Origin of the sequence: Pseudonocardia thermophila (assembly GCF_900142365.1) — a bacterium.
Lineage (GTDB): Bacteria > Actinomycetota > Actinomycetes > Mycobacteriales > Pseudonocardiaceae > Pseudonocardia > Pseudonocardia thermophila.
The window spans coordinates 1-13,649 of sequence record NZ_FRAP01000006.1; the positions used below are offsets into that span (position 1 = coordinate 1).

12 protein-coding genes and 1 pseudogene are annotated in these 13,649 nt (G+C 70.8%); 5 read left to right on the top strand and 8 right to left on the bottom strand.

The window, feature by feature from the left end; all coding sequences use genetic code 11:
* From BUE41_RS09250 to BUE41_RS09265, 4 genes and pseudogenes are all read left to right on the top strand, one after another.
* Window positions 1–310, top strand: a pseudogene (locus tag BUE41_RS09250) (cyclase family protein); the annotation flags it as partial.
* A gap of 5 nt (window positions 311–315) precedes the next feature.
* Window positions 316–1,971, top strand: a complete 1,656-nt coding sequence (locus BUE41_RS09255; protein ID WP_073456619.1) for a class I adenylate-forming enzyme family protein — start codon at window positions 316–318, stop codon at window positions 1,969–1,971.
* A gap of 145 nt (window positions 1,972–2,116) precedes the next feature.
* The gene (locus BUE41_RS09260) at window positions 2,117–2,902 is read left to right on the top strand and encodes a maleylpyruvate isomerase family mycothiol-dependent enzyme (RefSeq protein ID WP_073456620.1); all 786 of its coding nucleotides are present in this window, start codon (window positions 2,117–2,119) and stop codon (window positions 2,900–2,902) included.
* Between the two features lie 19 nt (window positions 2,903–2,921).
* Entirely contained in the window at window positions 2,922–3,629 is a 708-nt protein-coding gene (locus BUE41_RS09265) for a helix-turn-helix domain-containing protein (protein WP_073456621.1), read from the top strand.
* Here BUE41_RS09265 and BUE41_RS09270 read toward each other — a convergent pair.
* The 3 genes from BUE41_RS09270 to BUE41_RS09275 form a co-directional block, all read right to left on the bottom strand.
* A complete protein-coding gene (locus BUE41_RS09270) occupies window positions 3,614–4,189 on the bottom strand; it encodes a dihydrofolate reductase family protein (RefSeq protein ID WP_073456622.1) in 576 nt (191 codons plus the stop codon). The two genes, BUE41_RS09265 and BUE41_RS09270, sit on opposite strands and share 16 nt — an antisense overlap.
* 434 nt (window positions 4,190–4,623) lie before the next feature.
* Entirely contained in the window at window positions 4,624–4,773 is a 150-nt protein-coding gene (locus BUE41_RS30705; protein ID WP_159444882.1) for a hypothetical protein, read from the bottom strand.
* A 60-nt stretch (window positions 4,774–4,833) separates the two neighbouring features.
* On the bottom strand, window positions 4,834–5,928 hold the full coding sequence (locus tag BUE41_RS09275) for a DNA cytosine methyltransferase (RefSeq protein WP_073456623.1): 1,095 nt from the start codon (window positions 5,926–5,928) through the stop codon (window positions 4,834–4,836).
* A 115-nt stretch (window positions 5,929–6,043) separates the two neighbouring features.
* On the opposite strand from BUE41_RS09275, the gene BUE41_RS09280 reads away from it, so the two are divergent.
* Window positions 6,044–6,469, top strand: coding sequence for a very short patch repair endonuclease (locus tag BUE41_RS09280; RefSeq protein ID WP_073456624.1), 426 nt, complete (start codon window positions 6,044–6,046; stop codon window positions 6,467–6,469).
* Here the strand turns inward: BUE41_RS09280 and BUE41_RS09285 are convergent.
* Genes BUE41_RS09285 through BUE41_RS09305 form a run of 5 tightly spaced genes read right to left on the bottom strand, consistent with a single transcriptional unit; the run spans window position 6,454 to window position 13,607 of the window.
* A complete protein-coding gene (locus BUE41_RS09285; protein WP_073456625.1) occupies window positions 6,454–7,251 on the bottom strand; it encodes a DUF6339 family protein in 798 nt (265 codons plus the stop codon). The genes BUE41_RS09280 and BUE41_RS09285 overlap by 16 nt on opposite strands.
* Window positions 7,248–8,141, bottom strand: coding sequence for a hypothetical protein (locus BUE41_RS29595; protein WP_084754648.1), 894 nt, complete (start codon window positions 8,139–8,141; stop codon window positions 7,248–7,250). Before BUE41_RS29595 ends, BUE41_RS09285 begins: the two co-directional genes overlap by 4 nt.
* Window positions 8,138–10,018: a hypothetical protein gene (locus BUE41_RS31220; protein ID WP_073456626.1), complete on the bottom strand. Its 1,881-nt coding sequence runs from the start codon at window positions 10,016–10,018 to the stop codon at window positions 8,138–8,140. The genes BUE41_RS29595 and BUE41_RS31220 overlap by 4 nt, the downstream gene beginning before the upstream one ends.
* Complete coding sequence (locus BUE41_RS09300; RefSeq protein WP_073456627.1) at window positions 10,015–11,010, bottom strand: PD-(D/E)XK motif protein; 996 nt, start codon at window positions 11,008–11,010, stop codon at window positions 10,015–10,017. The genes BUE41_RS31220 and BUE41_RS09300 overlap by 4 nt, the downstream gene beginning before the upstream one ends.
* Window positions 11,007–13,607, bottom strand: a complete 2,601-nt coding sequence (locus tag BUE41_RS09305; RefSeq protein WP_073456628.1) for a Z1 domain-containing protein — start codon at window positions 13,605–13,607, stop codon at window positions 11,007–11,009. The genes BUE41_RS09300 and BUE41_RS09305 overlap by 4 nt, the downstream gene beginning before the upstream one ends.
* Window positions 13,608–13,649: the final 42 nt, after the last annotated feature.

The following is a 13,649-nucleotide window of genomic DNA, read 5'->3' on the forward strand; positions in this document are numbered from 1 at the left end:
CGGGTTCTGCGAGCCCGGCCTGACCTACTCCCGTGAGCTCGTCGAGTGGTTCCAGACCAAGGAGATCCCCAACCTGGTCACGGACACCATCGCCAACGAGGTCACCTACGAGCCCAACACAGGCGTCGCACTGCCGCTGCACTGCGCGCTGATGCGCAACCTCGGCGTCACGCTCACCGAGATCGCCTGGCTCGACGACCTCGCCGACGCCTGCGCCGCCGACGGTCGCTGGAGCTTCCTCTACGCCGCCGCTCCGCTGAAGGTCGTGGACGGCACCGGCGCACCCGTGAACCCGATCGCCATCCGCTGAGCGAGATGTCCGTCTACGACGAGAAACCGTGGCTGGCCCGCTACGACCAGGGCCAGCCCGCCGAGATCACGCCCGAGTACCCCAACATGCTGGAGCTGTTCCGCGCGACCGTGGCGCGGAACGGCTCGGGCGACGCGATCCGCTACTTCGACCGGAAGATCAGCTTCGCGGAGCTGGACGAGCTGACCGACGCGTTCGCGGCGGGGCTCATCGCCGAGGGCTTCCAGCGCGGCGACCGCGTCGCGCTGTTCATGCAGAACGTGCCCCAGTTCGTCATCGCGCAGCTGGGCACGTGGAAGGCCGGCGGCATCGCGGTCTCGATCAACCCGATGAACAAGGAGCGTGAGCTCACCGAGCTGCTGAAGGACTCGGAGGCCACGGTCCTTGTGGCGCTGCAGTCGCTGCACCGCGACGTGGCGTCGAAGGTGGTACCCGGGTCCACGGTCCGCACCGTCATCACGACGTCGGAGCTGGACTTCCAGACGCGCAACGAGCCGGCCGTCTTCAGCGGCGTCGAGCGCATCGACTGCCCGGGCACCATCGACATGCTCGAGCTGCTGGAGAAGCACAAGGGCAGCAAGCCCCCGGCGGTGGACCTCAAGCCCGAGGACGTCGCCTTCCTGACCTACACCTCCGGCACCACCGGGCCGCCGAAGGGCGCCATGACCACGCACCGCAACGTGGTCTTCAACGCCCAGTCCTACCGCGACTGGATCGGCATCGGCCCGGACGACGTGGTGCTGGGCGTGGCCCCGCTGTTCCACATCACGGGGCTGGTCGGGCACATCGCGATCTCGCTGCTGGCCGGTGCGCCGCTCGTGCTGATGTACCGGCTCGACCCGGCGCTCACGATCGAGACGATCGCGGCGGAGAAGGCGACGTTCACGGTCGGCTCGATCACGGTGTTCATCGCCCTGATGAACGCGAAGAACGCCGAGAAGGACAAGCTCGCGTCGCTCACCAAGATCTACTCCGGTGGTGCGCCGATCCCGCCGAGCACGGTCGAGGCGTTCCGTTCGACGTTCGGCCACTACATCCACAACATCTACGGCCTCACGGAGACGACCTCGCCGTCGCACGCGGTGCCGCTCTCCGCAGAGGCTCCGGTCGATCCGGCGTCCGGGGCGCTGTCGGTGGGTGTGCCGATCTACAACACGGTCGTGCGGATCGTCGATGAAGACGGCAAGGAGCTGCCGCCCGGTGAGGTCGGCGAGCTGGTCACCGAGGGCCCGCAGGTCGTCGCCGGCTACTGGAACAAGCCGGCGGAGACCGAGAAGGCCCTGCCCGGTGGGCGGCTGCACACCGGCGACGTCGGGTACATGGACGAGAACGGCTGGTTCTACATCGTCGACCGCAAGAAGGACCAGATCAACGCCGGTGGCTACAAGATCTGGCCGCGTGAGGTCGAGGACGTCCTCTACGAGCACCCGGCCGTGCGCGAGGCCGCGGTGGTCGGGGTGCCCGACGAGTACCGCGGCGAGACCGTGAAGGCGTTCGTCTCCCTCAAGGAGGGCGCCTCGGTCACGCCCGAGGAGATCATCGCGTTCACCAAGGAACGCATGGCCGCCTACAAGTACCCGCGGCTCGTCGAGATCATCGACGAGGTGCCGAAGAACGCGTCCGGGAAGATCCTCCGGCGCGAGCTGCGTGCCCGCGGCTGATCCGCCCGGGACGCACCCGATCGCACCGGTGCCGGGCCGCAGCCCGCACTGCGGCCCGGCACCGGGCTCCACGGCCCGCCGATGAGTTCGGCCTGCCGCGCGGGTCTCCCCTGCACCACGACGACGCGATGCGAGGGGAACCGCCATGGAGCTGACCATCGATCGATCCTGCGCGGCGCTGGTGGACCAGACCGACCGGTTCGCCCGCACGGTGGCGGGCGTACCCGCCGACGCCCCGGTGCCGACCTGCCCGGCCTGGTCGCTGACCCAGCTCGTCGAGCACATCGGCCAGACCCACCGGTTCACGACCGCCATCGTCGGCCGGCGGATCACCGGGCCCGAGCAGCTGCCCACCTCCTACCCAGAGCTGCCCGCCGCACAGGACGCGTGGGCCGGTTGGCTGCGCGACGGCGCCGAGCAGCTGGCCGCCGCGTTCACCGACGCGGGCATCGACGCCGACGTGTGGAACCCGTCCGGAGACTCCCGCTCCGGCACTCGGTTCTGGTTGCACCGCGCGGTCGCCGAGACCGTCATCCACCGCGCCGACGCCACCGCGACCGCGGGCGAACCGTACGAGCTGGACGCCGACCTGGCCGCCGCCGTCGTCACCGATCAGCTGGACATGCTCACCTCCCCCGGCTGGGCCGCGGCGGTGCCGCAGTCCGCCGAGGCGCTGCGCGGCACCGGCCAGACGCTGCGGTTGGTCGCCGAGGAGGGCGGCGAGTGGCGCGTCGAGCGCCGCCCCGAGGGCGCGACGTGGCGGCCGGGCAGCGGAGCGGACGCCGACGTCACCGTCTCCGGTCCCGCCGCGACGATCATGCGCGTGCTGACCCGGCGCCTGCCGGTCGGCGACGCGGGTGATCTGAGGATCGACGGCGAGCGCGACCTGCTCGTGCACTGGGTGGACAACACCGCGCACGTCGCCGGGTGACCCGCGGAGAATGCCGGACATGGGGTTGCAGATCACCACCCGCGCGTCGGACTCGCCGTGGATCGACGTGGTGTGGACGTCCACGAGCGACGACGTGCGCGAGATGACGTCGGTGGCGACCGCCCGCTGGGGCCTGGTGTTCTGGGAGCAGGACGGTCGCCGGTTCGCGGCTGTGACCGGGCCGGAGACCTCGACCGGCCACGCCCCGGTACCGCAGTGGGCGCAGTTCGTCGGCATCGAGTTCGCGATCGGCACGTTCCTGCGCGACCTACCGGTGCCCGCGCTCGTCGACGGCGGAGTCGACCTCCCCGGCACCACGCGCACGTCGTTCCGGCTGGTCGGCTCCCGCTGGGAGATCCCGGGCCCCGACGACGCCGAGGCGCTGGTCGATCGGCTCGTCCGCGACGGCGTGCTCGTCCGCGACCCGCTGGTGGCCGAGGTGCTGCGCGGCGGCCGTCCCCCGGCATCGGAGCGCACGCTCGAACGGCGGTTCCGCGCGGCGACCGGCCTGACCCGTGGTGCGGTGCACCGGATCGAGCGGGCCCGCGCGGCCGCCCACCTGATCGCCGCGGGCAAACCGCCTGCGGAGGTCGCCGCGGCGCTGGGCTTCTACGACCAGCCGCACCTGGCCCGCGCGCTGCGCCGCTACGTCGGCCGCACCGCGAACGAGCTGCGCTCCGGCACCGGCGGCGCGCTCGCGCTCGACCTGCCTCAGACCACGTCGTAGATCAGCTTCACGATCCCGTTCGGGTAGCCCGCCGACTCCCGCAGGCGCAGCATCTGCTTGTCCCGGTCGGCGTCGCTGAAGATGCTCTTGCCCGCCCCGAGCAGCAGTGGGAAGACCAGCAGGTGGTAGCGGTCGATCAAGCCGGCGTCGGAGAGCCTGCGGGCCAGCTCGGCGCTGCCGTGGATGAAGATCGCTCCGCCGTCCGACTCCCTGAGCTTCGCGACGTCGTCGGTGGAGCGCAGGATCGTCGTCTCGCCCCACCCGTCGAGGACCTCGTCCTCGGTGATCGTCGAGGAGACGACGTACTTCGGCAGGTCCTTGTACGCCGCGTGGTCGTCCGACTCGCGCCAGTACGGCGCGAACGCCGCGTAGCTGCGCTTGCCGAACATCAGCGCCGATGTCTCCGCCAGCTCCTCGGACTTCAGCGCGAACGCCTCCGGGCGGAACTCGATGTCCTTGAACACCCAACCCGCGCTGCGATGGTCCTCACCGGCCCCACCGCCCGGGGAATCCACCACGCCGTCGAGCGACATGAAGCCGGTGTAGACGATCTCGCGCATGCTGCCGTTCCCCTCTTGGTCGTCCTGCGGAACAGCACGTTAGGGCAGGCCGGGCGGGCGGTCTTGGACAGAACCGACACACCGGCGGCGCGCGAGGAGGAGACGGGTGCGCGCCGCCGGCGGCCGGGTCGGCCGGCGGAGGGGGCTACCGCCGCGCCGACGTGAGCTCGCTCTCCAGCGCCGGTGCACCGAACCCCCGCAGCTGCGCCCATCGCCGCGCCGACCCCACCGGTCGGTGGTGCGCAGGCTGGACACCCGCGGCGTCACGCCCTCCCGGTGGACCCGCGTGGCCGGCGCGTCCTCCGGGGCCGCGGGGTGGACGACCAGGGTGTGCTCGTGGCTCAGCGCCTCCACGTGGGCCCGCCCGCCCGACCGCGCACCGCGAGGTTCGTCGCCGCCTCGGCGGCGAGCACGAGCGCAGTGGTCGAACCCGATCAGCCGCCGCCCCGCTCGGCGATGCGGGCGAGGAGATCTTCCAGCGGTTCGGCCGCGTTCACCGTCCGCACCATGTCCGCCACGGCGGACATCCAGGCGCTCAGCCGCCGCACGTGACCGTCGTCGCAGAGGCGCGGCATCGCGATCACGGGCCGACCGCGGTGACGAACGGGTGCCCCGGGACCGTACCCTTCGGACCGGAGGCGCGCTCAGGCGTACATCCGCCCGATCGCACTGCCGAGCGCCCGGGCGAGGCGGACGGGCACGGCGTTGCCGATCTGCCGCGCGATGGAGACCTTGGATCCGCACCACTGGAAGTCGAGGGGGAACGTCTGCAGCAGCGCGGCCTCGGCGTGCGTGATGGGGCGGTTCTCCGTCGGGTGCAGGTACCGACCCTTCTCCGGCTTGTGGAACTCGGTGCGGATGGTGACGGACGGCCTGTCCGCGTGGAGGCGACCCATGACGTCCATGGAGCCGGTCTTGTGGTTGCGCCAGCAGTTCGGCAAGAGGTTCGAGGGGATGTCGAAGCGGTTCCCGCCGCGCGGGACGGCGGCGATCCGTCGACGGGATATGTCGGTCATGGTCCGCGTCAGGTGCAGCTGCGACGTCTTGAACGCGCCGGGGATCTCGGTGCCGTCGAACTCGAACCGATCACCCGGCAGCTCGATCGCATCCGGTGGCACGAAGGCGGGCAGGTCGGCGAGCGCCTCGCTCACCGTCACCCAGAGGTCCGGGCGTCCGGCGAGTTCGCCCACCGGGTCGGGAACCGGCGGCATGTCGCGATGCCTGCCGATGACGACCGCACGCTTGCGCACCTGGGGAACACCGAACTCCGCCGCGTTCAGGACGTACGGCTGGAGCCGGTACTCGCCGAGCTTTCCGTTCTCCACCTCGGCCTGCAGGAGGTCCCACTGGGGTGACCGGAAGAACGCGGCGACGTTCTCGATCACGAAGTAGCCGGGGCGGATGCGTTCGAGCGTGCGGGCGTACTCCCGCCAGAGCACGTTGCGTGGATCGTTCGGGTCGCGCCTGCCGAGGTTCGAGAACCCCTGGCAGGGCGGGCCGCCGATGACGACGTCGGCGCTCGGGATCTCGTCGGAGTGCCAGTCCTCGATCTTGATCGGGTACACGTGGTCGCGACCGAAGTTCGCCGCGTACGTGGCGGCGGCCGTCCGGTCGGCCTCGACCGCGGCGATCACGTGGTACTCCACGGGCACGTCGGGATCGAGGTTGACGTCGAGGAAGCCCCTCGTCAGTCCGCCACATCCCGCGAAGAGATCCACCAAGCACAAACGGCGGGTCATGGTCGACAACCTACGGCTCACCCCTGACAGGACTCGGGCGCCCCGCCGGCGTGTCGACGCCCACTCGTAGGGTGTCGACGCGCAGTGGTGAACGGGGCACGGAGGCTACGAAGCGATGACGGTCGGACCGGTTCCGTCGAGCGAGGGCGTGTCGTTGCGGATGAGCCGCGCACGACGGCGGGACACGGAGCCGGAGATGTTGGTCCGTCGAGAGGCCTTCCGGCGAGGATTGCGGTACCGCGTGGACGCGCCGCTCCCCGGGATGCCGCGGCGCCGGGCCGACATGGTGTTCCCCGGCCGCAAGGTCGCCGTCTTCGTGGACGGCTGCTTCTGGCACTCCTGTCCCGAGCACACGAGCATCCCGCGGGCGAACCGCGAATGGTGGATGGCGAAGCTCAGGAGGAACACCGAGCGGGACCGCGAGACCGACGCGCACCTGCGCGCGCTCGGCTGGACCGTGCTGCGGTTCTGGGAGCACGAGGAACCCGTCGCGGTCGTGGACTCGGTCGAGAGGATCGTGCGCGGTCATGCGTCGTCCTGAGCGTGACGTCGGCCTGCGAGCGGCTCGCTCTCGGCGAGGACGGCCACCGACTCCGCGGCGGCCTCGGCGACCTGGCGCCGGAGCTCGTCGTCGTCGAGCGCCTCGAACTCCACCACCGCGCTCGTGCGCAGGAGGCGCTTGAGCACGTCGCGGAGCAGCTGGCGATCGTTCACCCCGCCGCGGTCGATGGTCGGCCACGTCTCGGCCAATGCGCGGACCAGGGCCCGGCTGCCGCCGAGGGACCGGCGCCGGGCGAAGATCTGGTCGAACGCGGCCTCCCCGAAGACGTCGAGGAGGCGGTAGCGGTCGGCCTCCCGGGGCAGCGCGAGCAGGTGGGCGCGCCACCACAGCCGGCCCCAGACGTGGCGGGTGATGTCCGTGCCCATGACCCGGTCGGCGGGTGGCCGCGGATAGCGCCAGTAGGAGACGTCCGGCAGCAGCACGAGGGCGAGGAACGCCCAGATCGAGCGCACCGCGGCCTCCGCCGCCACCAGCCCGGAGCGCTGATGGAGCAGCTTCGCGACCTCGAGGTCGAAGTTGGCACGATCCGCCCGCCGACCCTCGCCCGGGTAGCCCGCGTACTCGGCTGCCCTGACGATCCTCTCCCGCAGGTCCTGCAGCTCGTCGACGGTCACCCGACGGCCCCCGGTCGCCGCGAAGACCGCCGCCCGGTGGTGGAATGCGGCCCGGCCCTGCAGCTCCTCCAACGTCGAGTCCATGTATTCCCGGTGCAGCTCACGCGCGGCGTGATCGAGCAGCCGGGGGTAGAGCACGCTCGTCATGACGACGCCAGCAGGTCGGTCGCATCGTGGATGCGAGCGGTGAACAGGATCGGATCGGCGTTCCGCTCTCGCCGCAGGCCTTCCACACCGAACGCCGGGAAGGTCGTGCGCAGGACCGCGGCGAGGAGAGCACCGAGTGAACCCCCGGGGTACTCCACGTCGTCGCTGAAGTCCTCGTGGGCCAGGGCGTGTTCGATCAGAGCGCGTTGAACGTCCGTCCGCAGGGCGGACAGGACCCGCTCGTCGGCCTCCGACGGGGAGCCCGCAGCGGCGAGTGCGTCGACCACCACCTTCCGGCGCTCGTTCGCGAGCAGAAGGATCGAACCGAGGGCGGCCGCCTCGAGATCGTGGCCGATCTCGAGGAACCAGCCCGCCCCCGTGGGATACGGGAGATCCTGGAAGTCGGCGATCGCCAGCGGGAACAGCACCGCGTCGCCCTGCAGAAGGACCGAGAACCGGTCGTTCCACAGGACGCTGCCCGGACGGCGAGCGGCAGCCGGGGATGCCCCGTCGGTGGCGCGTCGGAGGGTCAGCACGGTGTCGAGTTCTAGGACGCCGCCGAGCTGGTCGCCGTCGAGATCGAACTCGATACCGATCTCGGCGCCGTCCCGTGGCGGCACGGGCGCACGCCAGGCCCGGCCCCGCAGGGCACAGGTCGACGAGCCCCAGCGCACGGTGAGGTCGAGCTCGGCGTCGTCGGGAAGGCCGCTCGACCGCCGGGCCCGGAGACCGTCCACCTGCACGGGCCGCCGGAGCGACAGGACCGTCTCGTAGTCCCAGTCCGGCAGCTCGCGCGGTAGCTCCTCGACGCCGTCGGCGACCGCGCGGGACCACGGACCGACGCGCACGACGTCGCGGGGCGGCCGGATGAACGGGAAGGCCCGGCTCATGCCGCGTCGTCCCCCGCGACCGTCGTCGCGACCACCCCGATGTCGGTCACGGTGTCCGGCACGGGATCGACGACCAGCTCCACCTCACTCGGACTCTCCACGACGCAGGTGTCCCCCGGCCGCTCGCCGCTCGGGGTCACCCAGTACCGGACCGTCGGCCGAGGCGCTCCGGCGGGCGCCTCCTCCTCCCGGCCCTCCCAAGTCGCGACGGCGAGGCGGGCGTCGAGTCGAACCGGCCCCGGGCCGCTGATCGCATAGCGCTGCACCACGACGACCGCCCCGTCCCTGTCCTCGACCCGCGGCTCGCCCTGCGGAGCCACCCGGACCCGCTCCCGCGGATGCGGCGACGGTCGAGCCGCTCGGCCTCCGCCTCCGTATCCGCCTCCCCCGAAGCCGCCGCCTCCGCGCCCACCCCCGGCCGAGCCGGCCTCCGAGTCCCCGGGCTCCGCGAACGCCGCCGCCACGAGGCCGCCGAGGAAGTTGCTCGCCGCCCCCAGCGGGACACCGCTCGACGTGGCGACCGTCGACGAGGCCGCGGCTCGGAAGCCGGCCAGCTGTTCGCGCAGCCTCGTGAACGTGACGCGGACGAACGTCCTGGCGTGACCGGTGAGCTGCTCGTGCACCCAGTGGTCGTGCGTGGGCGGCTCCGCTGCGGCGTAGACGTCGTCGAGTTCGTCGTCGGCCCGGAACACCCCGGCGTAGGCCTTGTGCGCCGACTCCGGTTCGGGTCCCTCGTGGTAGCGGACCACCAGTTCCGGGGATCGCATCAGGCAGACGTGGTGCGGATCGCCCGCGACCCCGGCGTACTCCGCGGCCCGGGTGACCGCATCGGCGGTCATCGGGACCACCACGGCCCGTTCGAGCGCGAACCGGCCGAGGACCTTGCGCGGGTTCCCGCACTCCAGCGTGATCGCCTCGTCGGTACGGAGGCGGCGGTACGCCGTGACGAACATGCGGAGCGGGTAGGTCGTGGCCGGATCGGGCACCTCGTAGGTCCGACCACCGGCGACGACCTCCGGCACCAGCCGCTGGTCGCCCCGCTCCGGAAGCATGATCGGCCACAGCTGCCACGCGATGGTGTCGGCCAGGTGCCTCGCCGCTTCGTCGACGTCCTCGAACTCGTCGAGATCGGGATCGAGCACCGTCAGCGTCGTCCCCGATTCGTGGGCGGCGAAGGGGCGCAGCCCGAGCATGCGCGCGACGGTGTCGGCCTCGGCGCCGACCAGCGGCTCGACGTGGTCGCCCTGGACGTCGCCCCACCAGTGCCTGCCGGTGTAGGGCCGGGCCTCCGGGTCCCCGGGCTGCCGTCCGTCGTAGGACTCCCCGAGCGCGATCCCGATGAGCCGGGAGGTCAGCCCCTGATCGGGAACCTCGGTACGCGTGTACACGAGGATCGTGCCGACCCGCGAGAGCCGGTAGAGAACGGCCTTGCCGTAGCCGTAGGTGCCACCGCCCTGGAACGTGTCGCGCTTCTCGCCGACGTTCAGCACGAACGAGACCCAGTCCCGGCGGTCCACGGCGAGCTCGTCGGCCCGGGTCGGTCCGCCGAGCCCCTTGGTGCCCCGGTCCACGACCGAGAGCAGCCGCAGGTTCGGGGTCCGCACCACCTTGCCGACGTGGAGATGGGGCTGAGTCTGCGCGGGTGGGGTCAGCAGCCGTTCCCACGCCGGCCGGTGCGACGGCGCGACGGTCGTCAGTTCGAGGCGGTAGGTCGTGGGGATCCCGGGCAGCCGCGCGTCCCACGAGTTCTGCGCGGTCTCCCGTACGAACACCGTCAGCGGATCGACCGGTGGGCGTCCGAGCTGGTTGCGGATGCCCTCCGAGGTGATCGTCCCGGTCGGCGGGAAGGGCTGCGACCACCACCGCGGCGTCGTCATCTCCGCTCCATGAACTCGGCGAGCGCGGTCTCGTCGAGCCGGCACGCAGCGGCGGCCTCGCTGTCCAGGTCGATCACGTAGTCGACCTCCGTCACCCCCGGGGGGACGGCTCCCCCCGCGAAGCTGGCGCGGACGATCCGCGGGAAGCCCGGGCCGACCTCGTAGGCGGAGTGCTCCAGGACCTCGAAGCGGCGGCGTGCGTAGATCTCCCGCTCCCGCACCTGGTAGCCGTAGTCGAGGAGCAGCTTTCGGAACCTCGGCGGATCGTCCGTCATGTCGTGGATCTCGTCGACGAGTTCGGGCACCGAGACTCCGGCGTCGGTGCCGAGCCGGAACCATCTGAGCACGAGCCTGCCGGGCGTCACCAGGTCGAGCTGTTCGCTGCCGTTGATCCGCGCCTTCCGGCCCTCGGCGGCCACGCTCGTCTTGACCTCGATCGCGTCGACACCGCGGTGGAAGTCCTGCGCGGTCCGCTCCGGACCGGTCCAGTGGGCGACGGCGCCGGGGTCGTGGCGGAGCAGTTCGCGCAACACCCACAGCTCGCCGAACAGGCCCGCGAGGGCGGACGGCGACAGCGCCTCACGCGCACCTGCGAGCAGGGCCTTCCAGTCGGCCAGCACCTTCTTCAGCGCGGCGACGGCCCGGTCCGGCATCGCCGCGACCCGGTCGACCACCTCGACGCACAGCGCGGTGAACAGGTCCTCCTGGGCGGGGTCGACCAGCTCCAGGCACGCGTACGTCCGGTAGCTGTCCTCGTCCTCCAGCGCCCTCCTGCGCAGCACGACGGCCCGCCCGTCGAGCTCCTCCACCAGCGTCTGCTTGGCGAGGATCGGAACGAGCAACGCCCGGCGATCGGAGCGGTCGACCGCCGCGAGCAGCGGACCGCGAGCGCACTCGACGGCCACCTCCGTGGTGCGGAACGCCGTCGTCGCAGGTTGGGCGGCCACCGCGGCCCAGAGGCTCTGGAGCAGGCTGCCGTCGACGGTCGTCATGCCACCTCGTCGTCCTGCTCCAGGACGGAGTAGTCCTCGACCTCGACCTCGACGTTGGACAGGTCGGCGCTCCAGTACTCGACGTCGGAGTCCTTGCTCCCCTGCCGGGGGTTCGGGAAGAGGATGGACACGCCGATCACGACGTCGTCCGTCGGGGCGTCGAGAGGACGACGGCCCAGCTTGTCCCCGGTGTCGGACTCGGGTTCGATCGGATAGACGAGCAGGAGACCCTGATCGGGGCGCTGGTCCTGGCGCAGTTTCAGGATGTCGTCGCGCTTGACCGGGAGCGGACCGTCGAGCCGGAGATCGATGGCCTCGTCGCGGCGGCTGCTCAAGGTCTTGATGTCCGCGACGGGGCCGAGCGGTTCGTCCTTCTGGCCGAGTCGGGCACGTTTGACCATCCGAACGGCGACCCCGGACCCGAGATCGCACACCTCGGTCTCGTTCCGGCCATTGCCGATCACGGCCACGCTCCAGCGCTGGAGAGCCCCGGCCTTCACCCGTTTCGTGATGTAGCCGATGAGGCGGTCCCGGTCACCGTCGGACGAGTCCTCGTGGAATTCGTAGCCGCTGAGGAAGTCCACCACGTCGGTGTAGGGGACGTCGGTGAACAGCGCGGTCTGCTCCCGCGGCGTAGCCCGTTCGCCGTCCCTCGCCGCGGCCGCCACCAACGCGCGCGCTGCAGCGGCGTTCCGTTCCAGACGGTCCCGGCCGGCCTCCGAGACGTCGAAGAACCGCGACTCGACCAGCTGTCCGCCGTACGCCGCGTGCGCCAGCACCGCGCTGGTCATCTTGGCCTTCGAGGTGATGCTCATCTTCGGGTGGGAACGCAGCCGCACTGCGAAGGTCAGCGGTGTCTCGTTCGAGGTCATGTAGCGGTTGATGTCCAGCCGCATCTCCGCCTCGACCGTGGCCAGGTGCTTGAACCAGTCCGTCAGTTCGTCGGTCATCCAGATCCGCGGGAGATCCCCGTACCGGTTCCGGTACCCGAACCAGCGCCCCATCTGCAGCAACGTGTCGTAGGCGGAGACGGCGCGGACGAACAGGCTCGACACCAGGCCCTCGAGCGTCAGGCCCCGGGAGAGGGTGTTCCCACCGACCGCGATCGCGGTGACCGGCCCCGCGTCGTAGTTCAGGCGGTCGGAGCTGCGGTAGTTGTCGATGACCACCCGGGTGTCCCGGACGACCCCGCGCAGCTCGCCGAGGAGGTCGTCGAACGGCACCTTCTTCTCGCCGAAGTCCTCCGCGCGTACCCGCGCGGTCTCCTCGTCCCAGGTCGCCCGCAACCGATCGAGCAGAGCGGTGTCGCCGTCGTCGAGCTTGCGGAGCGTGAGCGAGCGAAGGCCCAGCAGTGGCTCCTTGAACGCTTCGTGCACGAACGTCTCGGTGGTCGTGTGCACGAGCATCGTGGAGTGCGGGTTACCGCCGCCGCGGACCCGCCGCGCCGCGGTCGCGAGCCAGAACCACTCGACCGCCGCACGCAGCGCCGGGGTGAGCGCGGGCCGGAAGTGGGCGGCCTCCTTCTTGTTCGCGGGCTTGAGCTCCTTCTCCTCCGCATCGGGAACCCGCCGGATCATGTCCCAGCCGCCCGGGAGATCCTCCGGGTCCTCGCCGTCGAGCAGGTTGCGCCCGAACAACACCTCGGTGCCGTGGTAGCCCTCGGGCTGGGGCAGGTTGACGATGAAGTCGCGGGGATAGAAGTCCTCGTCGACCGACGGGTCGATGAGGAGGTTCGCGAACGGAGTCGCGGTGTAGCCGACGTACGCGACCTGGGGAAACCTGTTCAGAAGCTCGTTGAGCAACGGGTTGATCTTCGCCGTGGCGACCGTGGACTGGTCGGCCTCGTCGTCGATGATCAACGTGGGGCACTTGTCGAGGAACTCGCCGGCCGAGCCGAGCCACTTGCTCAGCTTGCGCAGCACGACCGCGTTCTTCTTGACGACCAACAACAGGTGCTGCCCCTTGGACGCGAAGAACGCCTTCGGGTTCGGCGGCGGGACGAAGTCCTGCTTCTCGCTCGTGACCTGGTGCCACAGGCCCGGGTTGGCGTCGACGAGATCCGTGACCAAGCGCTTCTGGGTCTGCGTCCGAAGCGAGTTGTGGATGCCGGACAGGACGATGAACAGCTTGTAGCCGCGGTCGGCCGCCTTGGCCATCACCGCGGTGAAGTTCGTGGTCTTCCCGGACTGCACGAACCCGACCACCAGGCCCTTCGTCCGGAACTCCTCCTGCTTCGGGTGGTCGAGCAGGGCGACGATCTTCGTCGACGACTCGTCGACCGAGGCGATGTTCCTCTCGCCGAAATTCTTCCGGCGCATGGCCTCGACCAGCGCGGGCCAGTTCTTGTCCTTGGCCATGTCCGGGCCCGTGTACCAGGTCTGCCGACCGTGCAGGTAGACAGAAGGTGGCTCGTCGAGCTCCCGGATGCGGATGCACTCGGCCTCGTGCCTCTCGCGTACCCGGTCGATGACCGCCGCATCGGCCCCGAACAGGCGAAGGTTCTTCACCGCGTCGTGTGGAGTCATCGACTCCGTGAACTGGAGGAACACCTTGTACAACTGCTCCACCTGCTCGTCGGAGATCTCGTCGACTGCCACTCGTACTCCCCCAGCACGATCGCGTACCCGTTGCGGACACTA